Below are 22322 nucleotides of genomic sequence, written 5' to 3' on the forward strand. Positions count from 1 at the left end.
ATACTAGTCTGCAAATTCATCGTGGTATAAAGACTTACCAAGCAAGCGATAGATTCTTAAGGCTAGCTGGATTTGTAACAGCTCCTCATAGCTTTTTAAATCGGTTTTTAAAATTTCTTTAATCTTTTCAATCCGATAAATTAACGTATTGCGATGGATAAACATTTCCTTGGCTGTTTCACTTATATTCATATGATTGATAAAGTAATTTTCTAATGTAAGTAGATAGCTTGTCCCATGTAATAGATCATGCTCAAAGACAGAACCCAAGCTTTCTAAGAAAAAGTCCTTTAGCTGCACTTCATTAATATTGGAATCTAAAAAATGATAAATGGAGTGATCCGCATAATGAGCCACTGCCCCACGCTCTTCGAAGCGGTGCATAAGACGGAGAGCTTCATGTGCCTCTGCAAAGCTTTTATGGACAAAACGTATATGTTTATATTCTTTGCCAATTCCCATTAAGAAAGAGCTTTGCGTATGTTGCTGTACTAATAATTGGAGAATGTTTTCTGCGTATTGCTTTGTTTCATTGATCGTGAAATCTTGTTTGCTGTCTTGCTGTCCAACTAATATAATGATTTGATTGTTGCGATAAAGGCATGTAATTTCTCCATTAATTGTGCTAGAGTGCTCATAAATTAAATTCATACATTTTTTTGCAATATTATCAGTTTCGTATTTTCTAGAAATTAAATCATGCTGGTTTTGCAAATTTTCATGGCTAATAGAGATGACGATGCAATAATATTTATGGTTGATCTTTAAGCCGTGGAGATCGCATAGTGATTGTAGTGTTTCAAGCGAAGTGATTTTTCCAGTCAATAAATCATCAAAAAACTCTTGTTTAATCTTTAGACGTACACCCTCAATTTCTTTCTGTTTTATCCTTTCTAGTGCCACAATCGTGGAGGCTTGCTCTAAAACGATGAAATCAAACTCATTCAGATCCCGTACAGTTTGCCAAATGACAATATAGCCATAAATATAGTTGGCTACTGCAACAGGAAGAATTCTACATTTTACGGCTAGATCTTCTAATTGATAGATTCGTGTAATGGATTTTTGCATTTCATTGAGATCATTCGGAATGGTATTTATAAAATCCTTTGAAAATGTTGGACGATTCTTCTTTAAATTAATGCCATAGGCAAGGGGCACAGGATTCGTATCAAGATCTGTATAATGCAGTAAATTCCAGTCATTATCTAAAAAAATAATCGGGTTATTAATTGTTTCAGCTAACTTAGAGGAAATAGATTCGATGCCTCCTCCTTCAAGCGCCACCTTAAATAGCGTATTGTGCATGTCCAAAGATTTTCTATTTAATAGATCATAACGGCCAGATGCCTTTTCATTGATAATCGAGATGACCTTGGAAAGGGTGTAATTATAAGGTAACTCTAATAACGGCAATCCATGCTGATTGGCAATATCAATCATGTTTTGAGGCGTCTTTTGTAAATAGCGTCTCATTTTAATAACAAGGCCTGCACAATTGATTTTAGAGATTTCTTGGATAATTTTATTTTGTAAGGCTTCGTCATCTTGGAAGATGTAACCAGTCGTTAACAGTAATTCATTCGGTGTCAGCCAATCAAATGCATCGGGATTTTCGATAATGTTCACAAGTGCAATTTCATTGTGAATTCCTTGCTCTCCAGCAACAATTTTAATTCCTTCAAGTGCCTTTATCTCTAATATATCTTTAATTGTTAGCAAATGATTTCACTCCTTCGCCATAATCTTATCACAAAACATTGTACATATTGCCTAAATGATCTACATTCTTTTTGGTTTTGCTAAACAATGATATCTACGGCATAAGAGAATAAAATAAAGCTTGTAAGACGGAAATGTGAAAGTAGTAACATTCTCGCGGTTTATTTCTTTTTAGTTGAAATGAACAATAGGTCAGAGAAATGGAGGAATGAAATTGGTAGATATGAATGTGGTCTCAGAATTTTTAACTGCAGCTGAAGCAGGTGATAATAACGCTCTGAAAGGTTATTTACAACAAGGTGTGGATATTAATTCTCAAAATAAGCGCAAACGTACAGCAATTTTACTTGCTGCGATGAATGATCAATTAGAAACAGTAAAATTTTTAATTCAGGAAGGGGCAGATATTGACCTTCAAGATCAAATTTGTTTAAACCCATTTTTGTATGGATGTATAAATGGAAAGTTAGAGCTTGTGAAAATAATGCTACAAGCAAACACAGATTTAGAGCGTTTAACACGCTTTGGCGGTGTAGGGATTCATCCAGCAAGTGAGAAGGGCTTTGTTGAGGTAGTTCGTGAACTTGTAACGACTACAGACATCAATGTCAACCATACAAATATTTGTGGATGGACACCATTGATTGAAGCCATTCTCCTCAATGATGGGGGAGAAAAGCAACAAGAAATAGTTCGTCTATTAGTAGAACATGGAGCAGATACACAATTAGTGGATCAATATGGTGTGACACCATTAACAATGGCTAAAGAAAAAGGATTTACTGAAATTGAAAAAATTCTACTAGAAGCAGGAGCGAAATAGTAGTACTCCTACGACATAAAGAGGGTGTACATATGATACATGCCAAATTGGGTGATGATTATTTCCTGCAGCAAATAGTGGCGACGTTTACGGGAACGGTTCACAGCGTGTTTAAACATGCCTTAAATATACGGAGTGATGGTAATGATGAAATTTTTACACTTGCTACGAAGGCAATGGATCGGGCACCCAATACACTTGTCATTGGTCTTGATACATTGGATCACCTGGGCATTCAGCAACATGATAGGGTATCGGTTCGCCATAATCAACTATTAATAGAAGAAAAATTAATAATAGCGATCCCAACCGCCTCTCGTTGGCAATGTCAGCTACCTATTTATCCAGCAAATTGTACACGCTTAAAAATGAATATGATTCGTGTTAAACAATTCATTGATTTACATGGGAAAGGCGGCGGCATAAAACGTAATGATTCTCCCGTCAGTGAATTTGAAGCGGAGACATCGAGATTATTACAGCAGCGCACAACTTTACTTTATGAAGAAATATTGAATCAACGTTTGGATCGTTTTCAGGCATATGCAGCTGATTTAGTAGGCTTGGGGCCAGGGCTAACACCATCAGGGGATGATTTTTTAGTAGGCTTATTTGCTATCATTCACTTACAAAATAGCCCGTGTTCTATGTATAAACCTTTGTGTGAAAGCGTCATCAAAGTGATTCAGCCTTTGACCAATGAGATTAGCTTTACAACATTGAAGAAGGCAGCATATGGACAAGTAAGGGAGTCCATATGTTCATTCATACACGCCATTTTATATGGCACAGAAGTGGAATCCATTGAGGCTCTGAGAAAGGTGCTTGCTATTGGCTCCTCCTCAGGAACAGATATTGCCTTAGGGCTGATAAGTGGCTTAGAAGCCAATATAAAATTAGGAGGATAATGATGAGTATTAAAGTCGTAATTAAGCGCAACACATATTTTGATTCAGTGTCATTGATGTCACTATCTACAAAAGCGAATCAAATTGAAGGCGTCGAGCAAGCAATTATTGGTATGGGTACGGAGATGAACAAAGGAGTCATTCGTAACGTTGGTTTGATGACGCCAGAAGTGGAGGAAGCAACAGCAGGGGACTTAATGATTATTGTTAAAACTGCTAATGCGGATCAAACAGAAAGCGCTTACCTAGCAGTGGAAGAATTACTAACAAATAAAGATAAAGCACAAGCAAAAAGTGATATTAAATATGCAACGATTGATTCGGCTGCACAAGGAATTCCTGATGCAAACTTTGCGGTCATTTCTGTCAATGGGGCATTTGCCGTTCGCGAAGCACGCAAAGCACTTGAAAATGATCTACACGTGATGCTGTTCAGTGATAATGTGAGCGTTGAAGACGAAGTAGAATTAAAAACTTTAGCACATGAAAAAGGCTTATTAATGATGGGACCAGACTGTGGTACCGCTATTATTGGTAATACAGGACTTTGCTTTGCAAACGCTGTAAGAAAAGGCAATATCGGTATCGTAGCGGCATCTGGTACAGGTAGCCAAGAAGTAAGTGTTCGCATTCATGACTTCGGTGGTGGTATCACACAACTGATCGGTACTGGCGGAAGAGATTTAAGTAAAGAAGTGGGCGGTATGATGATGCTTGATGGTATCAAAGCACTAGATGCCGATGAAGCCACTAAAGTGATTGTACTTGTATCGAAGCCACCTGAAGCAAGTGTTGAGAAAAAAGTACTCGCACAAATTAAAGAATGCAGCAAACCGGTAGTGGTTTATTTTATAGGTGGTAATGAAGAGGCTGTAGTGGCAGCTGGTGGACAATTTGCTAAAACATCGAAAGAAGCAGCCTTAAAGGCAGTCTTACTAGCAGGTATTGATGAAGCTGGTATTAACAAACGTGCGCTTAACATTCCATTAGTTGAAGAGGTTCGTGCAAAATTAGCGCCAGAGCAAAAATACATTCGTGGGTTATTCTGTGGCGGTACGCTTTGTGATGAATCTATGTATCTAGCTATGGAAAAATTAGATAATATTTACAGTAACATCCAAAAGAATCCTGATTTCTTATTGAAAGATATCAATGTGAGTCAGGAACATACATTCATTGACTTCGGTGATGATGATTTTACAAATGGTAAACCACATCCAATGATCGATCCGTCTTCTCGCATTGAGCGCTTCTTACAAGAAGCAAAAGATCCGACAGTTGGTGTCATTGTGATGGACTTCGTATTAGGCTTTGGCTCTCACGAAGACCCAGTGGGTGTTATGCTTCCAGCCATCATTGAAGCTAAACAATTTGCTGAAAAAGAAGGTAGACATTTAGAGATCATTGGGTATGTCCTTGGAACAGACTTAGATACGCCAAACATAGATGAGCAAGTGGAAAAATTAGTCGATGCAGGTGTTACACATGCAAGCAGTAGTACAAATGCAGGATTACTTGCTAGAGAAATGGTGTTGAAAGGAGAAAATCATGAGTAAGATCAATGAACTTTTCACAAGTAAAATTAACGTAATTAACGTAGGTATTGAACTTTTTAAGGATGATATATTAGCACAAAATGCAAGTGCTACACACCTAGAGTGGTCACCACCGGGTGGAGGTAAGCCAGAAATTATTGCAGCACTAAACAAAATCGATAAAGCAGAACTTGCTGAAAAAATCGAAGCAGCAAATCGTCTTGCAGTGGAAAAAATTGTGAACTCTCAACCCGTGTTGATTGGTTTCGATCAAGCCATCAATGTTGTACCTGGCATGACGAAAAAAACAATTTTACACGCAGGACCACCCATTACTTGGGAAGATATGAATGGCCCAATGAAGGGCGCTGTGATGGGTGCTCTTGTATTCGAAGGATTAGCGAAAGATTTGGAAGAAGCAGCAAAGGTAGCGGCTTCTGGAGATATTACATTCTCACCTTGCCATGAGCATAATGCAGTTGGTTCAATGGCTGGGGTAACATCTGCTTCGATGTTTATGCACATCGTTGAAAATAAAACGTATGGCAATATCGCCTATACAAATTTAAGTGAGCAAATGGCAAAAATCTTACGTATGGGTGCCAACGATGACAGCGTTGTCGAGCGATTAATATGGATGCGTGATGTGTTAGGGCCAATTTTACGTGATGCAATGAAATTAAATAAAGACGGCATCGATCTACGATTGATGCTTGCACAAGCGCTCCACATGGGTGACGAATGTCATAACCGTAATAATGCAGGTACAAGCTTATTAATTCAAGCATTGACACCATATATCTTAGAAACAGATTATCCTGTTGAACAGAAGCGAGCAGTATTTGATTTCGTGGCAAGTAGTGATTATTTCTCAGGTCCTACATGGATGGCATGCTGTAAATGTGCATTAGATGCTGCACATGGAATCGAATATAGTACTGTCGTGACAACAATGGCACGTAACGGTGTAGAATTTGGTGTTCGTATTAGTGGCATGCCAGGTAATACATGGTTTACTGGCCCAGCACAAAAAGTAATCGGACCGATGTTTGCTGGCTACAAACCAGAGGATTCAGGTCTTGATATAGGGGATAGTGCTATTACAGAAACTTACGGTATTGGTGGTTTCGCAATGGCTACTGCACCAGCAATCGTTGCTTTAGTAGGTGGAACAGTGGATGAAGCAATTGGTTATTCTCGTAAAATGAAAGAAATTACGACGACAGAAAACCAAAATATTACCATTCCATTATTAAACTTCATGGGAATTCCTACTGGTATTGATATTCGCAAAGTCATCCAATCAGGTATTCTTCCAATTATTAATACAGCTATCGCACATAAAGAGGCTGGAATCGGTATGATTGGTGCTGGTATTACAAATCCTCCAATGGAAGCTTTTGAAAAAGCATTAATTACAATTAGTGAGAAGTGGGCTTAAGCCCACTTCCTATAAGTAGGAGGAGCTTTCTATGGAACACGCAAAAATTGAACAGTCCAATCAAGATTATAGAGCACTTGGCTATTCGGAAGAACTTTTACCAAAAGGACCTCAGGAAAGAGACTGGGGAATCTTTAACTACATTACCGTGTGGATGGGCGCAGTTCACAATATTATGTCTTATATGACGGTTGCAGGGTTTTTTGTCTTAGGATTATCAGTTAATCAAGTTTTCTTAGCCATTATGCTTTCAGCAGTAATCGTCTCAGCAGGCTATTGCTTAAATGGATATTCCGCCTCTAAATATGGCATTCCGTTTGCTATATTACTAAGAGATTCATTTGGAGTAAAAGGCTCTATTATTCCGGCGTTATGTCGAGGGTTGATTGCTGGGGTTGTATTCTTTGGTACGACGACCGTTGTGGGCGCTCAATCCCTTAATGTATTATTTGCAAGATTCATTCCGAACTATATGTCTATTGGTGGAGACTTCACTATTTTTGGCTTAGATGTTCCGACTATGATTTCTTATATTATTTTATGGGTAATTACAGTTTTACTTTTTTTAGGTGGCATGGATATGCTAACAGTCTTCGGTAAATACTCATCACCGATTGTTTATATTTTCATTATTGGCGCAGCGATTTGGGCAATTAATATTGCTGGAGGAATTGGACCAATTTTAGAATATAAGCCTTCTACAACGATGGAAAGTCCATTGGTCTTTATTGCATGTGTTAGCGCATTGGTGTCTAACTGGGCTGGTCCAATTGTAAATATTGCAGATTTTACGCAAAGAGCTAAATCGCCAAAAGCAATGATCTATGGCTTATCCATCGGTATGATCGGCTCGTATCTATTATTTGCGATTACTTGTATTAGTTTAATAGCAGGGACAGAAATTGCTTTTGGGCAACCAATTTTTAATATTGTAGATGCTATTGATAAAATTCAAAATCCCTTTTCAGTAATTGTATTAATTTTAGCTTTAAATGTAGGCGCAACAGCTTTTGTAGTTTTTGGTAATTTATTACCATCTGGATTGCAAATGACAACTTTATTCCCTAAAGTATTTACGGTCAAAACAGCAGGTATTTTAACAGCGATTATTGGCACAGTCATTTTGCCTTGGAAACTAGTATCGAGTACAGAAACGTTATTTTTCTTTTATAGTTTTATAGGCTCTATGTTTGGACCGATTGCAGGTATTATGTTGTCTAGCTTCTTTATCGAGCGTAAAAGGCGTTTAGATTTATCTATGATTTATGTGGAAGAAGGTCATAATGGAGCTTATAAATCTGGCTATAACATCGTAGCATGTATCGTTCTATTAATAAGCTTCCTCTTACCAATGTCAGGTGCTTTCCTGAAAAGTGTGCCGTTTTTAGTACAGCTAAATAACTTTGCTTTCTTTAGCGGACTGATCGTGTCATTCATTTTATATACGCTGTTATATAAATTTAATCAGCAAAATGTTCAAAATAGTGTAGAAAAAGAAGTAGGGGTGTAGTTGTGAATAAATTAGTAATTGTAGCAATCGGCGGTAACTCGTTGGTAAAAGATAGTGGAAGTGAATCTATTCAAAGTCAGCAAGAGGCAGTTGCTCAAACTGTCGAGCATATCGCGGATATGATTCAGGAAGGTTATAAAGTGGTTGTCACACACGGCAATGGTCCACAAGTTGGTTTCACTTTACAAAGAAGTGAAATTGCTAATGAAGTATCAGGCATGCCAGCAATTCCGTTAGTAAACTGTGTGGCTGACACACAAGGTGGAATTGGCTATTTAATTCAACAAGCATTAATTAACGAACTGACTAAACGTCAAATTAATAAAAAGGTAGTCAGTGTGATTACACAAGTTGAAATCAATGAACATGATCCCAACTTTATTAACCCTACAAAGCCAGTTGGTTCATTCTTTACAAAGGAGCAAGCGGAGGCGATGCTAGTAGAGCATCCAGATTGGAAAATGGTAGAGGATTCTGGCCGTGGCTACCGTCGCGTTGTGCCTTCACCAAAACCAATCGATATCGTGGAAAAAGAGGCGATTAAATCATTAATTGATAATGATTATGTCGTGATCGCTGTAGGCGGTGGTGGAATTCCAGTTGTGAAAAAAGAAAACAATGTCTATGAGGGTGTAGATGCAGTCATTGACAAAGACTTTGCAACAAGTCTATTAGCGGCACAAGTAAATGCGGATTCATTAATTATTACAACGGGTGTTCCGCGTGTGTTTATTAACTTTGGAAAACCTGAACAACAAGCACTTGAAGAAATTACTGTTGAGGAAACAAAGCAGCATGTTCAAGATAATCAGTTCCCGCCAGGAAGTATGCTACCAAAAATCGAAGCAAGCTTAAGCTTCTTAGAAAATGGTGGTCATCGAGTAATTATTACAAACCCTGAAAGTCTGAAAGAAGCGATCAATAATCAGGCTGGTACTCATATTATTAACTAGGAGGAATCACGGTATGGATTATATTCAACTAGCTGTTGACAAAACAAAAGAAGGCATCGATCAAAATATTGGTGGACCATTTGGTGCAACCATTGTAAGAGGTGATGAAATCATCGCTGTTGTTGGCAATACAATGATGCGTGATACAGACATCACTGCACATGCAGAAATAGTAGCCATTCGTGAAGCCTCTAAAAAGCTTGGCACAATGGATTTATCCGATTGCGTCATCTACGCTACTTGCGAACCATGTCCAATGTGTGTGGGCGCTATTATTTGGTCGGGTATTAAAGAAGTTCATTATTGTAATACAGCAGAAGATGCTCATGTACATGGCTTCTCTGATATGCATCTACGTGATTACTTAACGGGTAAAGATAAAAGTGTCCTGAACATGCAAAAAATTGAAACGACTGAAGAATGTGATGCTTTGTTCCATCATTTCAATGACAAAATGGCTAATAGTAAATAGATTAGAGCAGTCATATACTGCTTAAGTCTTTCCAGTGAATTAGAGTAGGGATCTCGTTATGGAGAATCCCTTTTCTAATTTTCAACCAAAAAGGTGTAAAATAGATACTATACAAGCGTACATTTGGTCTGATTTTCATCTTCGTAATTCTTCAAAAGGAGCTGTTTACATGATCTATAAAGAACGTTATCAACAATTACTAGATAAAATGAATCAATATAATTCAGGCGAAAAAGGGATTACGAGAGTTGCCTATACGAATGAAGAACAGGCTTGTTTACATGCCTTTATTCGTTTATGTAAAGATGAAAATCTTCAAATTCATATTGACCATTGTGGAAATCTTATTGCTCGAAGAGAAGGCAGTGTGCCAGGATTGCAGCCTGTTGTCATGGGATCCCATTTAGATACTGTCTATCAAGGCGGTAAATATGATGGCGTTGTAGGGGTAACCGCTGCCCTAGAGGTCATCAAGCGATTAAACGAGCGATCTATTGTGACAGAGCATCCAATTGAAATTATCGCCTTTGCCTGTGAGGAGTCTTCAAGATTTGGTGTGTCAACAGTAGGCAGTAAAGCAATGGCAGGATTAATTGATAAAGAAAAATATCGCCATTTAGTCGATCGAGATGGTATTACGATGGAGCAGGCTTTTGCTCATTGTGGACTTGATTTTAGTAGTGTTGATCAAGCGACAAGAGTAAAGGAAGGATTCCATGCCTTTTTCGAATTGCATATTGAACAGGGACCACTGCTAATTAACTATGAAAAGAAAATTGGTATTGTCACAGGGGTAGCAGCACCAGTTCGCTTATTAATGAAGTTAAATGGAAAAGCGTCCCATTCAGGCACGACTCCAATGAATATGAGAAAGGACGCTCTTTTAGGAGCATCCGAATTGGCATTAGAATTAGAAAAAGCGGCGATAGCAGAGCAGGAGTTTGGCACTGTGGCAACTGTTGGAATACTAGAGGTTGTGGCAGGCTCGATGAACGTAGTTCCAGGTGAAGTGGAGTTAACTGTAGATATCCGATCATCCTCTGTGGAATCGAGAGAACGTGTGCTTCAGCATTTTTATACGGTTATTGCAAACGTTCAACAAAAGAGGCAGCTTGCGATTGAATACAATGTCATTAGCTCAGAGGATCCTGTCCTGCTTTCTCCAAAGCTAATGCAAGATTTAGAAACAATTTGTGTAGAGAAGAAACTATCCTATCAATATATGCAAAGTGGAGCAGGTCACGATTCTATGAATATGACAAGGCTCGGACCAGTTGGCCTTATTTTTATTCCTTCAGTGGATGGTTTAAGTCACCATCCAGATGAACATACGGAGCTTGAAGATATATTAATAGGAATCGATGTTTTAGAGGCAGTTGTGCTAAGATATGCTTCAGTCAGCTAATTAGCAATCATCAGTTGAAGACGCTACATGTATGGCCAGTGTCATCCCGTGAAGGCAATACAACAAAGGCACAAAATCGATTCCATCATTAAAAGACGACCTTCCTTGTTAGAAAGTCGTCTTTTTCATGTGAATATGATGCATTTGCGGTTGCTTTTGGTTTCCAATTTTTAGTTGAATCAGAATCATCACAAGGACGATGATGATCATGCCAATAATAGCAGTTGTAAAATTGCCTGTGAAATCTCGAACAAGACCGACAAAGAAGGGGCCCAATGCAGCAAATACAAAGCCAACTGATTGTGTCATAGCAGCTAAGAAGCTAGCCTCGTGAATATCTTTGGCCTCATCAATTGGTAATGTTAGCCCTAATGAGAAAAGCCCACCTGCACCAAGGCCAATCAGAATACTGCTCAGCCAAGGATTATAAGAAAACAGTAGCATCAATAAACCAATTAACTCTAATGATGAACTACCTACTAGCCATACGGCTCGATGCTGAAAACGGTTATTTAATATAGGCACTAAAAATGTAGCTGGCATTTGGGCAATTGTTAATAGTGTCAGCATCATTCCAGCGTCGTGTTTGCTATAGCCTAAATTTTCTGCGATGGGAGGTAACCAAGCCATGATGGTATAAAACATGAAGGCCATTAAACCAAAAAAGCCTGTTAAAAGCCAAGCCTTTTGATTCATTAACATTTGCTTCACACTGTTGCTCTTACTAGGTGAATTTGTGACTGATGCAGTAACTGCTTTTTGTTCAATTGGCTTCCACCAAAAGAATAAAGCGATTAAAGCAAGAATAGCCCAGGAGGCAGAAGAAACTTGCCATGAATGAAAAAAATTGCTTAGTGGAATAGAAAGCCCAGAGCCAAGTGCAGCTCCTACTACAAGTGCTAGCGAGTAAATCCCCACTACACGGGAAGGGTTCGCAAATTTCTCCTTAATATAGCCCGATAACAGTGGACCTACGATGGCAATGCCAATGCCTGATAACAAGGCTGTTACTAGCATGACCCAGGCAGTATTAGCAAAATATCTGGTAGCTGTTGCTAGTCCAATAAGAATAAGAGCGTAAGCGATAGTTCGCTCGATGCTCCAACGATTAGCTAGTTTGATTGCGAAAGGTGCAAAAAAGCCCATACATAGCACAGCTAAAGAAGTTAGCAAACTAGCAGTAGCTGCGCTCATATGTAAAGTCTGGCGAATAGTTCCTAATAAGGGGGACACCGAAGTAATGACAGGCCGTAAATTAAAAGAAGCTAAAATGATGGCAATAATTGGTATAATTTTGTGTTTTATATTCATTGTCTTTCCTCTCCGTCCTATCAAATAAATAGTAAGCCTAAATTGAAGTCTATCTGAATTAGAATGATTGAACAATACTATTATTACTATTACAATGATAGTTAGAAACTATGATAGGGCGTGGTCTATGTGGAAATACGGCATCTGCATTATTTTATGGCAGTCTATGAGGAGCTACATTTTACAAAAGCTGCTGAGAAACTTGGCATCTCTCAGCCAACGTTAAGCCAGCAAATACGTGTGCTGGAGGATGAGCTAGGAATGCCATTGTTCGATCGTATTGGCAAAAAAATTGTTGTGACTGAGGCAGGCTCTCTTTTGTTTAGCTATACAACAGAGGTATTTAATACATTACAAAATGTCAAAGATTCGATTAAAGATTTACAGGGGCTACAAGGGGGACAAATAAGTATTGGCATCATGCCATCTGATCTTGATTATCGGATTACACAGCTTGTTATTGATTTCCATCAAAAATTTCCAAAGGTAAAATTAAAGATACTTGCTTCCATCGATATTATGCGGCAGGTTCTCGAAAATGAAGTGGATATCGGTATTGGGACGAATGTAGAATCAGATGATCGATTGGTCATTATTCCTTTATGTAGAGAGGAATATGTACTGACCGTTTCAAAGGAGCATCCATTGGCACAGCAAACAGTGATCCCAATTGCTGAATTAGAAGGACTTCCTATGGTGATGTATCCAGAAGGTTTTCTTGGTAGAGAGATAGTTGAAGAGGCTGTAAAAAAGCATGGTTTTCACATTCATTCTATTCTTGAAACAAGCTCTGTCACGTCCATTATGAATCTCGTTCGAGCCAATATTGGTGTAACGGTGCAACCCTATCCTTTGCTCCAACAAATGAATGATCCTAGTTTGTGTAGTATACGAATTTCAAATGGTGCTCCAAGCCGAAGCCTATCCATTATTTTCCGCGTAGATCGCTATGTTAGTCAGGCAACTACTGCTATGATTGAGCAAATTAAACATTACTTTAAAAGCAAATAGGGTTAACAAAAAGGAAGATATAAAAATATGTTCCTTTTTTTGGAGAGTTCACATATACTATTTATAAACCGACAGTCAGTCTAATTTGTAGGGCAAGTCCTAGAAGCTTGTGCCTACAATTTTTTAACATATTAAATGACCGACTGTCGGTCTAAAAATAATAAGGGGTGTTTTTTATATGGAAATGCTAGTCAAAGAAAAAGGCTTTTCGAAAGATTTTATCATTATGGTAGCTGGGCAGATTATTTCTATTTTAGGCTCTGCGCTTTTAAGATTTGCTCTTTCACTTTTTGTTTTAGATATAACAGGACGGGCAGATCTTTTTGCTGTGCTTTTCGCTATTTCAAGCCTTCCTGTTTTACTTACACCATTTGGTGGCGCTATAGCAGATCGTTTTAATCGGCGAAATTTAATGGTCCTATTTGATTTTATCAGTAGTGGCATTGTATTGATTTTTTTTATTGTATTACTAACAGACAATCATTCTGTGCTATGGATTGGGTTGGTTATGGTGCTTCTTTCATTCATTAGTGCAATGTACACGCCAGCTGTAATGGCTAGTATTCCGCTATTAGTTAGCGAACAAAAGCTTGAGCAGGCTAATGGAATCGTCAATGGGGTCCAGGCATTAGCAGGAGTGACAGCACCTGTGCTAGGGGGGATACTATATGGAATGCTTGGCCTCAAACTTCTCGTCATAGTAAGTGGTTTATTATTTTTCTTTACGGCTATTGTAGAAATGTTTATGACAATCCCATTTGTGAAACGTAGCTATGATGGTCATTTGATGCCGACCTTAATCAAAGACATGAAAGAAGGCTTTACTTATGTGGTGAAGCAAACTTTTATTTTAAAATGTACGCTACTTGCTGCTTTATTGAATTTACTATTGACTCCACTTTTTATCGTTGGTGTGCCTATTATTCTTCGTGTCACGATGAAAAGTAGTGATACATTGTATGGAATAGGAATGGGGATTATTGATTTTGCGACGATTTTAGGCGCGTTAACGATGGGGTACTTTGCAAAAAAGCTGCGTATTCACACCCTCTATATTTGGGTATTGATGTCAGCCTTTTTGGTAATTCCCATGGCTATGTCTGTGCTCCCTCGCGCCCTTCAAATTGGCTATTATCCATCGTATAGCTTATTTATTGGTTGTGCTCTTATCATTGCGATGATGATGACGATTATCTCCATTTACGTAATGACCCTTGTGCAAAAAGAAACACCAAATGAACAATTAGGGAAAGTCATGGCAATTATGATGGCTGTATCACAGTGTATGGCACCACTTGGGCAGATGGGGTATGGGTTGCTATTTGAGTTCTTTCAAGCCAACATCTATATACCAGTCTTTATAATCTCTGTGTGTGTATTATTATTAGCTTTCGTAACGAAAAGAATATGGCGATTGGAGGTCAAATAAATTGCTAGAACAAAGAAAACCACCTTTTCATTGGTAGTTTTCTTTGTAAAGCGTACTTTGCTAAAATCTTCGGGTTCTTTGACGAGGCCTATGCCTGCTCGTAGGAGTATTGGTAGGATGGGTTGGAAACAGTAGCGTTGGCATATGTTGTGTATTATCTCCTATATGAATAGTAATGGATTCTTCTTCTTGAGGTGAGACTACCTTTTCTTCCTCAAGTTGTGAGTGTTCTACCTCATTTAATAGTGGTGCTGAAGATTCACTATGATGGGTAGTACTTGTAGGATTTGAAGGATTTGTGGGAGCTGTTGATTCTTGATGTGTTACAGGATGTTCTACTGCTGCATGAGGCTGCTGAACAGCATGGACGTCTTTCATAACGAGAATGGGTCGCATCATATCATGATCCTCATGCTCAAGGAAATGACAATGCCACATATAATTCCCGACATGATCTTTCCAATGCATAATAATTTTTGTCACCTTTCCAGCGTCAGCCTTCACAGTGTCTTTCCAACCTCGCTCATAGTCTCTTGGTTCTTCAGGCGGCCCTGTAAATTGTACGATGCCTTCATTTTGATAGATTTCTAAATCAAACGGCCTTCGTTCCAGAATTTTAAATTGAATGAGGTGCAGGTGAATAGGATGGATAAAGGGTGTAGCATTAATAAAGCTCCAGATTTCCACACTATCTAAAGAAGGTTTTTCCGTTGCTGGATCATGGTACATACGATCATTTAACAGCAACATAGGTCGACCAAACTCATCGGTAGTCGCCGTCAATGGTAGCTGTCTTTCAATATGGGCATGGTGTGGATGTAGATCCATAGAAACGGCAAGTCTTTCTGGAATCTCACTTGTATCTTCACATTTCAAAGGTAAAGTTACTCGAAACTGCATAATCACGTTTGTATGTTCATCACTGAAATCGGTATCAGTATTAAGTAAGGTAATCTCCTGTCCAGCACAGCTTGAAAAATCGATAATGACATCCGTGCGTTCAGCTGGCAGCAACTCGACAGATTGGATAAGTTGTGGTGCTGATAAGAAACCGCCATCTGTACCAATTTGAAACATTGGTTGATCATTGGAAAGACTGATGACATAGCCTCGTCGATTAGAGCCATTTAGTAAACGAAATCTATATTTACGTGGCTCAACATCTAAAAAAGGCCATAGTTTTCCGTTAACCACTATCGTATTACCAACAAAGCCTGGTGTGATAGAGGGATGAACAGGCACGGGAAAGGGTGGTTCGTCAGGATAAAACAATGAGCCATCCTCATTAAACGTTTTATCTTGAATTAAAATCGGATATTCATAGTCTCCACATGGTAAATTAGAGCGTTCCTCAAGGGCATCCCTCAGTAAATAAAAGCCTGCTAATCCTGCATATACATTTAAACGTGTTAAAGCCATGGCATGGTCATGATACCACATGGTAGTGCCAGGTTGATGATTCGTATATTCATGTATTTCCTTATTAAATTTTGGACCAGTATGCCGATAGTCTCTTGTGTACCATGCTTCAGGATGGCCATCACTCTGCCAATCCACATTGGCACCATGTAAGTGAGTAACTGTTCTTACTTCTTGTGAATCGTTTGCAGCATGAAGCGTAAAATCTACTGGTAAAAAGTGCTGTAAGGGCAGCTGGTTTTTGTATTTCACATAGATAGTTTTATCTTTAGAAGCTTCTATGGTTGGCCCTGGGTAAAGCCCATTGTAGCCCCAAATTAATGAGTTTGGAAAATGCTTATGAAAACGATGCTGGCCCTCCATCATGACCAATTCGTAATAATCATTCTTCTGTTGCCCTCTGCTGTATTTTGGTTTAGCAATCATTGGTTTTGGAAGTTCATCTACAAATTTTGGAATCGTTGCTGGATCAGAAGGGTTAATTTGCATACTCACAACATCACGTCCCTTTTCGATACTAAAAAAGCTAATTAACTCATCATATGGGTAAAAACAACAGGTAACGAGGACAAAAATGGAGAAAAATGTGTAAAGACATAAAAAAATTACCTACATATTATGATGAGATAAGATGATTCACTTTCAAGCAAACAGATGTAAGATTTTAAAACAATCATCAAAAAAGATTTTTGCGTTGTAGGTAATAGTTGGTATCATACGAAAAATGCGGACTAAGTGAATACATATGTCTTATAATTGAGAAAGCACAAAGTAAACTGGATGATATGGGGTATGGAGAAGTGGTGAAACGGTGGAATTAACATTAGAAGAATTAAATAAAACGATAATGGAGATGCGCACAAAGGGGTATTTAACGAAAGCACTAAAGCTTGCTGATCAAGGTCTTTTAGTCGCATTAGAGAGTAATAACTATCCATATGTCATGGATTTGTACTATCAAAAAATATTAGTTCATCATTCTTTAGGTGACACATTAAGCATGGTTAATCTTATTCATGATTATGAGGCCATTTGCCAAAATTATGGTACGACAAAAGATTTAATGCATTATCATTTAGTAATGTCATTAATCTATGATTTAGTTGGCATCCGTGAAAAAACGGTGGAGATGACGAAAAAATCTATCGCCTATGCGCAGGAGCTACAAGATCCTGTCATGCTTGTTCGCTGTCATAATAATCTGTGCTATTTAGAGGTAGAGAAGGGCTGTACAAAGGAAGCACTTCAAGCAGGGCTATTAGCTAGAGAATATAATAAATCTCTTGCTAGAACAATGCCTGATCTAGCAAAATTACATGATATTCGTATTAATAATAATTTAGCAGATGTGTATATTTTAGAAGGGGATTTTAAAAAGGGGAAGGCATTGCTGGACAGTACGTTATCCTCTACTATTATTCATCATCATAAACGAGAAAAAGTAGCGGCATTGTTTGGCTACGGTTTTTTATTTGAAAAACAGCAAAAGCTTGAAGAAGCTGTATTTTATTATAAACAAGCTATAGATCTTGCCCGATCTTATGGAGATAAGCCAATTACAAAAAAAGTGATGCGCTTACTGTTAAATGTATTGTATCAATTAGATTGGCGAGATGAAATTTTTGATGTACAGCGTGAATATATTGATCTCTCGGAAAAAATGAGTGTTGCAAATTTATTACAACAAGTAATGAACTTAGAATTTAAGCGTCAAAAGGAAAAGCTTGAGAAAAAAGCACATTATGATCCATTAACAGGCGTTTTAAATCGACATTTTTTAGACTATGAGCTACAGGAATGGCTCAATGCAGCCGAAATAACGCAATCCTATGTATGTATTACGGTTTTGGATGTCGATTATTTTAAACTATTTAACGACACGCATGGTCATTTATTTGGAGATATGATTTTACAGCTTTTAGCTAACAGCTTGAAGGATTTTTTACAGGATGAAGATGTGGAAATTATTCGTTATGGCGGAGATGAATTCATCCTTTGTTTGAGGCATTCTCAGAAGGACTATATCAAAACATTGGTCCATAACACACATGCCTATTTGCTCTCACTAAAGCTCGAACAGGAACAGCAAAGTTATCCCTTAAGGGTCAGTATGGGTGCTTGTGTGAATAATCAGAAAAACTACCAATACAAGGAGCTATTTGAGCAAGCAGATAGCTGTTTATACCAAGCAAAGGCGAATGGCCGTGCTAGCTGTGTGCTATACGAATTATCATAATGACAGGTTCCTATTTACATAGTTAAATAGGAATTTTTCTTGTGATAGGACCATGTTTTTTATGCCCAAAACGAGGCTTCTATGAGGTGAAATGAAATTTACTGTAGTCATCATTTGAAAACGTTGTTCTAGCAACGTACAATATATGAAATTAAGAAACACGACAGCACAAAATTGTTGTATAATGTTGTGGTATGAGGAAAGAAAGCAGGTTGACAAAATGGAAAGCAAAATGAATGGTTACACAGTTATAGACACACACATGCATCAGCTATGTGTTATGCCAAAACAGCTCGATGTGAAACATAAGGTGAATAGATGAAAAACTGGTTAATTTTCATTTCTGTCTTTATTGTTTCGTTGTCACTTGTCATTAGTATTTTAGTACTCTGGAAAGCCGAGGCTCCGTTCCGTTCAATTGAAGAGCAGGCTGAACAGTTGGCACTCGATGCCAAAGCCCTCGCAATTGTATCGGAGTCCTACACATATAATGGCAAACATTCGTATGTTACTGTGTTCGGGGTAGACGAATACGGTGATAAAAAAGCTGTCTTTGTTCCGACGAATCTAGACGAGGATTCCATTCAGGAAGTGTTATTAGAAGATGGTATTACGGAAAAGCAAGCATTATCGGTTTTTAAAAATGAAGGAAATGTACAAAAAGTCCTCCACATGAAATTAGGCTATGAGGAGCCTGGCGCAGTTTGGGAAATTACATATCTGAACGACCACGACCAGCTCAACTATGTCTATATTCTGTTTAAGGATGGCGACTGGTGGAAGCGCATTACGAATTTATAAGAGGAGTAGATCCCGAATGAAAAATTTATTAGCAACACGTGTAAAAACTTTAACACCATCTTCAACATTAGCGATTACTGCAAAAGCAAAAGCATTGAAAGAGCAAGGTATTGATGTGATTGGTCTTGGAGCTGGTGAACCAGACTTTAATACACCTCAGAATATTTTAAATGCTGCCATTGATTCAATGGAGAAAGGGTATACAAAATATACACCTGCTGGCGGACTTCCAGTTCTGAAAAAAGCCATTATTGATAAGCTTCAACGCGACAATAACCTTACGTATCAGCCAAATGAAATCATTGTTGGTGTAGGAGCAAAGCATATTTTATACACGCTATTCCAAGTGATTTTAAATGAAGGCGACGAGGTTATTATTCCAATCCCTTATTGGGTGTCTTATCCAGAACAAGTGAAATTAGCTGGCGGCGTACCAGTATATGTTGAAGGTACACGTGAACAAAGCTATAAAATTACAGCGGATCAACTGAGAGCAGCTGTGACAGACAAGACAAAAGCAGTGATTATCAATTCTCCTAGCAACCCATCAGGCATGATTTATTCTCGTGAAGAGCTAGCAGAACTTGCTGCTGTTGCAGAAGAAAAAGATATTTTAATCGTGTCAGATGAAATTTATGAGAAGCTTGTATACAATGGTATTGAGCATTTTTCAATTGCACAACTTTCTGATGCAGTGAAAGCACGTACAATCGTCGTTAATGGTGTGGCAAAATCTCACTCTATGACAGGCTGGCGTATTGGATATGCTGCAGGTGACACAGACATTATTAAAGCAATGACTGACCTTGCATCACACTCAACATCTAATGCGACAACAACAGCACAATATGCAACTGTGGAGGCGTATAATGGCTCTCAGGATGCGGTAGAGGAAATGCGTCAGGCATTTGAATCTCGTCTTGAAAAAATTTACCCACAGTTAAGTGCTATTCCTGGCTTCCATGTATTAAAGCCACAGGGTGCATTCTACCTATTACCAGACGTAGCAGAAGCTATGGCTCACACTGGCTATGATTCAGTAGATGCATTTGCTGCGGATATTTTAACAGAAGCAAACGTAGCAGTGATTCCAGGCTCTGGCTTCGGTACACCAACTACTATGCGATTATCTTATGCTACATCTTTAGACTTATTAGAAGAGGCAGTCCGTCGTATTGATACATTCGTAAAATCAAAATGGCAAGACTAATCCTTCTAGTCAACTTTGGAGGATTTCTATGAAAAAAATTATGATTAAAGATATGCCACAGCATATCGGTGAAACAGTCAAAATTGGCGCTTGGTTAGCCAATAAACGTTCAAGCGGAAAAATCGCGTTCTTACAGCTACGTGATGGCTCTGGCTTTGTACAGGGCGTTGTAGTGAAAGAAGAAGTAGGCGAAGAAATTTTTGCTACGGCAAAAGGGATGACGCAAGAAACTTCTATGTATGTGATTGGTGAGGTGAAAGCTGACGAACGTTCAAGCTTTGGCTGTGAGCTTGCTATCACTGGTATCGAGGTACTACATGCAGCAACAGATTTCCCAATCACACCAAAAGAACATGGTCCAGAATTTTTAATGGATAACCGTCATTTATGGCTGCGCTCTCGTAAACAACATGCCATTATGAAAATTCGTAATGAAATTATTCGCGCTACATACGAATTTTTCAACAACAACGGTTTTACAAAAATGGACCCACCAATTTTAACAGGTTCTGCGCCTGAAGGTACTTCAGAGCTGTTCCATACAAAATATTTCGATGAAGATGCTTATCTATCTCAATCTGGTCAGCTTTACATGGAAGCTGCTGCGATGGCTTTAGGAAAAGTATTCTCATTCGGTCCAACTTTCCGTGCTGAAAAATCTAAGACTCGTCGTCATTTAATCGAGTTTTGGATGATTGAGCCTGAAATGGCATTCGTAGAATTTGAAGAAAATTTAGAAGTACAAGAGCAATATGTAGCGCACATCGTACAATCTGTACTTGCAAACTGCAAATTAGATCTTGAGCGACTTGGCCGTGATACATCAACACTTGAAAACATTAAAGCGCCATTCCCTCGCATTTCTTATGATGATGCGATTAAGCTTTTACACGAACAAGGCTTCGACGATATTGAGTGGGGCGATGATTTTGGTGCGCCACATGAAACAGCGATTGCGAATTCATTTGACAAACCAGTATTTATTACTTGTTACCCAGTAGGCATTAAACCGTTCTATATGCAACCACACCCAGATCGTGATGATGTTGTATTATGTGCAGATTTAATTGCACCAGAGGGTTACGGAGAAATTATTGGTGGTTCAGAGCGAATCCATGACTACGATTTATTAAAATCACGTCTGGAAGAGCATAACCTATCATTAGATGCCTATGCTTGGTATTTAGAGCTTCGTAAACATGGCTCTGTCCCACATTCAGGTTTTGGTCTAGGGTTAGAGCGAACTGTAGCATGGATTTCAGGCACAGAGCATATCCGTGAAACAATTCCATTCCCACGTTTACTAAACCGCTTATATCCATAAGCTAATCAATTTAAAAGTCGCGTAGTGAACTATCTACGCGGCTTTTCTACTTACTTAAAGAAGGAGTCTGGAGAATAATGAACGTAAATAATCATCGACTCCGTACATGGACTGAGCAGAGAATGATTCCCATTCCACAGCTTTTTTTTCAGTTTTATAAGGAGTTAAACATGGAGGATGAAGAAGCACTGATTGTCATGCACTTATTGGCCTTTCATATGGAGGAGAATGACTTCCCAACACCTAATGATCTAAAAAATCGTCTCACAATGTCTGATAATGACATCACATCCCGTTTACAGCGATTAATGCAGAAGGGTTTTCTTGAAATTACACGAGATGTCGACGCGGGTGGCAAGCTATATGAAAAGTATTCCGTATACCCGCTATGGGAGCGCATTTTACAGATGATTGATATGAAAGAGCAGCAACAAACGGCAGTGACACTTCAGCAAGAAGAAGGGGAGATATTCCGTCTTTTTGAAGAGGAAATGGGGCGTCTTTTATCTCCTTTAGAACTTGAAAAAATTGGATGCTGGCTTGATGAGGACAAGCATAGTCCTGCACTCATCAAAGAGGCGCTAAAGGAGGCTGTCTTTGCTGGGAAATTGAGTATTCGCTATATTGATCGCATTTTATTAGAATGGAAAAAGAAAAATATTACGACACCACAAGCCGCACAAAAGCAAAGTGAACAGTTCCGTGAGAAACAGACATTTAACAGAGCACCAGTTCGAACAGTTCAACAAGAAACGCAGTCAACGGGTAGAGTTCCTTTTTATAATTGGTTGGAAGAAAGAGAATAGGGGGCA

Annotated in this window: 18 protein-coding genes; 15 read left to right on the forward strand and 3 right to left on the reverse strand. The window is 38.5% G+C overall.

Annotated features, from left to right (window positions below; genetic code table 11):
• Nucleotides 1–3 precede the first annotated feature (3 nt).
• The gene (locus MKY76_RS07945) at nucleotides 4–1722 is read right to left on the reverse strand and encodes a PucR family transcriptional regulator ligand-binding domain-containing protein (RefSeq protein WP_342557630.1); all 1719 of its coding nucleotides are present in this window, start codon (nucleotides 1720–1722) and stop codon (nucleotides 4–6) included.
• Between the two features lie 214 nt (nucleotides 1723–1936).
• On the opposite strand from MKY76_RS07945, the gene MKY76_RS07950 reads away from it, so the two are divergent.
• From MKY76_RS07950 to MKY76_RS07985, 8 genes are all read left to right on the forward strand, one after another.
• Entirely contained in the window at nucleotides 1937–2545 is a 609-nt protein-coding gene (locus tag MKY76_RS07950) for an ankyrin repeat domain-containing protein (protein ID WP_081011059.1), read from the forward strand.
• 32 nt (nucleotides 2546–2577) lie between these two features.
• Nucleotides 2578–3453, forward strand: a complete 876-nt coding sequence (locus MKY76_RS07955) for a DUF2877 domain-containing protein (RefSeq protein ID WP_112117707.1) — start codon at nucleotides 2578–2580, stop codon at nucleotides 3451–3453.
• A 2-nt stretch (nucleotides 3454–3455) separates the two neighbouring features.
• A complete protein-coding gene (gene fdrA / locus MKY76_RS07960) occupies nucleotides 3456–5009 on the forward strand; it encodes an acyl-CoA synthetase FdrA (RefSeq protein ID WP_066037660.1) in 1554 nt (517 codons plus the stop codon).
• Nucleotides 5002–6429, forward strand: a complete 1428-nt coding sequence (locus MKY76_RS07965) for a DUF1116 domain-containing protein (RefSeq protein ID WP_112117709.1) — start codon at nucleotides 5002–5004, stop codon at nucleotides 6427–6429. The genes fdrA and MKY76_RS07965 overlap by 8 nt, the downstream gene beginning before the upstream one ends.
• Before the next feature lie 31 nt (nucleotides 6430–6460).
• Nucleotides 6461–7939 (forward strand): cytosine permease, encoded by a 1479-nt coding sequence (locus MKY76_RS07970; protein WP_112117710.1) that lies wholly within the window; start codon nucleotides 6461–6463, stop codon nucleotides 7937–7939.
• Between the two features lie 2 nt (nucleotides 7940–7941).
• On the forward strand, nucleotides 7942–8892 hold the full coding sequence (arcC, locus tag MKY76_RS07975) for a carbamate kinase (protein ID WP_048389956.1): 951 nt from the start codon (nucleotides 7942–7944) through the stop codon (nucleotides 8890–8892).
• A 13-nt stretch (nucleotides 8893–8905) separates the two neighbouring features.
• Nucleotides 8906–9364, forward strand: coding sequence for a nucleoside deaminase (locus MKY76_RS07980; RefSeq protein ID WP_054550759.1), 459 nt, complete (start codon nucleotides 8906–8908; stop codon nucleotides 9362–9364).
• 169 nt (nucleotides 9365–9533) lie between these two features.
• On the forward strand, nucleotides 9534–10769 hold the full coding sequence (locus tag MKY76_RS07985; RefSeq protein ID WP_054550760.1) for a Zn-dependent hydrolase: 1236 nt from the start codon (nucleotides 9534–9536) through the stop codon (nucleotides 10767–10769).
• Between the two features lie 108 nt (nucleotides 10770–10877).
• Here the strand turns inward: MKY76_RS07985 and MKY76_RS07990 are convergent, their stop codons facing one another.
• A complete protein-coding gene (locus MKY76_RS07990; protein ID WP_342557631.1) occupies nucleotides 10878–12080 on the reverse strand; it encodes an MFS transporter in 1203 nt (400 codons plus the stop codon).
• A 129-nt stretch (nucleotides 12081–12209) separates the two neighbouring features.
• Between MKY76_RS07990 and MKY76_RS07995 the strand changes: the two genes are divergently transcribed.
• On the forward strand, nucleotides 12210–13091 hold the full coding sequence (locus MKY76_RS07995) for a LysR family transcriptional regulator (RefSeq protein ID WP_048389964.1): 882 nt from the start codon (nucleotides 12210–12212) through the stop codon (nucleotides 13089–13091).
• Nucleotides 13092–13269: 178 nt separating this feature from the next.
• A complete protein-coding gene (locus MKY76_RS08000) occupies nucleotides 13270–14520 on the forward strand; it encodes an MFS transporter (protein ID WP_054550762.1) in 1251 nt (416 codons plus the stop codon).
• A 60-nt stretch (nucleotides 14521–14580) separates the two neighbouring features.
• Here the strand turns inward: MKY76_RS08000 and MKY76_RS08005 are convergent, their stop codons facing one another.
• The gene (locus tag MKY76_RS08005) at nucleotides 14581–16428 is read right to left on the reverse strand and encodes a multicopper oxidase (RefSeq protein WP_313872308.1); all 1848 of its coding nucleotides are present in this window, start codon (nucleotides 16426–16428) and stop codon (nucleotides 14581–14583) included.
• A 322-nt stretch (nucleotides 16429–16750) separates the two neighbouring features.
• On the opposite strand from MKY76_RS08005, the gene MKY76_RS08010 reads away from it, so the two are divergent.
• The 5 genes from MKY76_RS08010 (at nucleotide 16751) to MKY76_RS08030 (ending at nucleotide 22316) form a co-directional block, all read left to right on the forward strand.
• Entirely contained in the window at nucleotides 16751–18175 is a 1425-nt protein-coding gene (locus tag MKY76_RS08010; RefSeq protein ID WP_066037664.1) for a tetratricopeptide repeat-containing diguanylate cyclase, read from the forward strand.
• Between the two features lie 318 nt (nucleotides 18176–18493).
• A complete protein-coding gene (locus MKY76_RS08015; RefSeq protein WP_016994292.1) occupies nucleotides 18494–18976 on the forward strand; it encodes a DUF5590 domain-containing protein in 483 nt (160 codons plus the stop codon).
• A gap of 16 nt (nucleotides 18977–18992) precedes the next feature.
• Nucleotides 18993–20186: a pyridoxal phosphate-dependent aminotransferase gene (locus tag MKY76_RS08020; RefSeq protein WP_048389971.1), complete on the forward strand. Its 1194-nt coding sequence runs from the start codon at nucleotides 18993–18995 to the stop codon at nucleotides 20184–20186.
• Nucleotides 20187–20214: 28 nt separating this feature from the next.
• Nucleotides 20215–21510 carry an asparagine--tRNA ligase gene (gene asnS / locus MKY76_RS08025; protein ID WP_004232833.1) on the forward strand — a complete coding sequence of 432 codons (1296 nt, stop codon included), beginning with the start codon at nucleotides 20215–20217 and terminating at the stop codon, nucleotides 21508–21510.
• 77 nt (nucleotides 21511–21587) lie between these two features.
• Nucleotides 21588–22316, forward strand: a complete 729-nt coding sequence (locus tag MKY76_RS08030; RefSeq protein WP_342557632.1) for a DnaD domain-containing protein — start codon at nucleotides 21588–21590, stop codon at nucleotides 22314–22316.
• Nucleotides 22317–22322: the final 6 nt, after the last annotated feature.

The sequence above is a fragment of the Lysinibacillus sp. FSL P4-0201 genome, assembly GCF_038593425.1.
Classification (GTDB): domain Bacteria; phylum Bacillota; class Bacilli; order Bacillales_A; family Planococcaceae; genus Lysinibacillus; species Lysinibacillus capsici.

Coding starts and splice junctions, on each gene's coding strand:
- MKY76_RS08020 (WP_048389971.1), top strand. CDS start 18,993: ATGAAAAATTTATTAGCAACACGTGTAAAAACTTTAACACCATCTTCA.
- MKY76_RS07955 (WP_112117707.1), top strand. CDS start 2,578: ATGATACATGCCAAATTGGGTGATGATTATTTCCTGCAGCAAATAGTG.
- MKY76_RS08030 (WP_342557632.1), top strand. CDS start 21,588: ATGAACGTAAATAATCATCGACTCCGTACATGGACTGAGCAGAGAATG.
- fdrA (WP_066037660.1), top strand. CDS start 3,456: ATGAGTATTAAAGTCGTAATTAAGCGCAACACATATTTTGATTCAGTG.
- MKY76_RS07985 (WP_054550760.1), top strand. CDS start 9,534: ATGATCTATAAAGAACGTTATCAACAATTACTAGATAAAATGAATCAA.
- MKY76_RS07970 (WP_112117710.1), top strand. CDS start 6,461: ATGGAACACGCAAAAATTGAACAGTCCAATCAAGATTATAGAGCACTT.
- MKY76_RS08000 (WP_054550762.1), top strand. CDS start 13,270: ATGGAAATGCTAGTCAAAGAAAAAGGCTTTTCGAAAGATTTTATCATT.
- MKY76_RS07990 (WP_342557631.1), bottom strand. CDS start 12,080: ATGAATATAAAACACAAAATTATACCAATTATTGCCATCATTTTAGCT.
- MKY76_RS08015 (WP_016994292.1), top strand. CDS start 18,494: ATGAAAAACTGGTTAATTTTCATTTCTGTCTTTATTGTTTCGTTGTCA.
- MKY76_RS07965 (WP_112117709.1), top strand. CDS start 5,002: ATGAGTAAGATCAATGAACTTTTCACAAGTAAAATTAACGTAATTAAC.
- MKY76_RS07980 (WP_054550759.1), top strand. CDS start 8,906: ATGGATTATATTCAACTAGCTGTTGACAAAACAAAAGAAGGCATCGAT.
- MKY76_RS08005 (WP_313872308.1), bottom strand. CDS start 16,428: ATGCAAATTAACCCTTCTGATCCAGCAACGATTCCAAAATTTGTAGAT.
- asnS (WP_004232833.1), top strand. CDS start 20,215: ATGAAAAAAATTATGATTAAAGATATGCCACAGCATATCGGTGAAACA.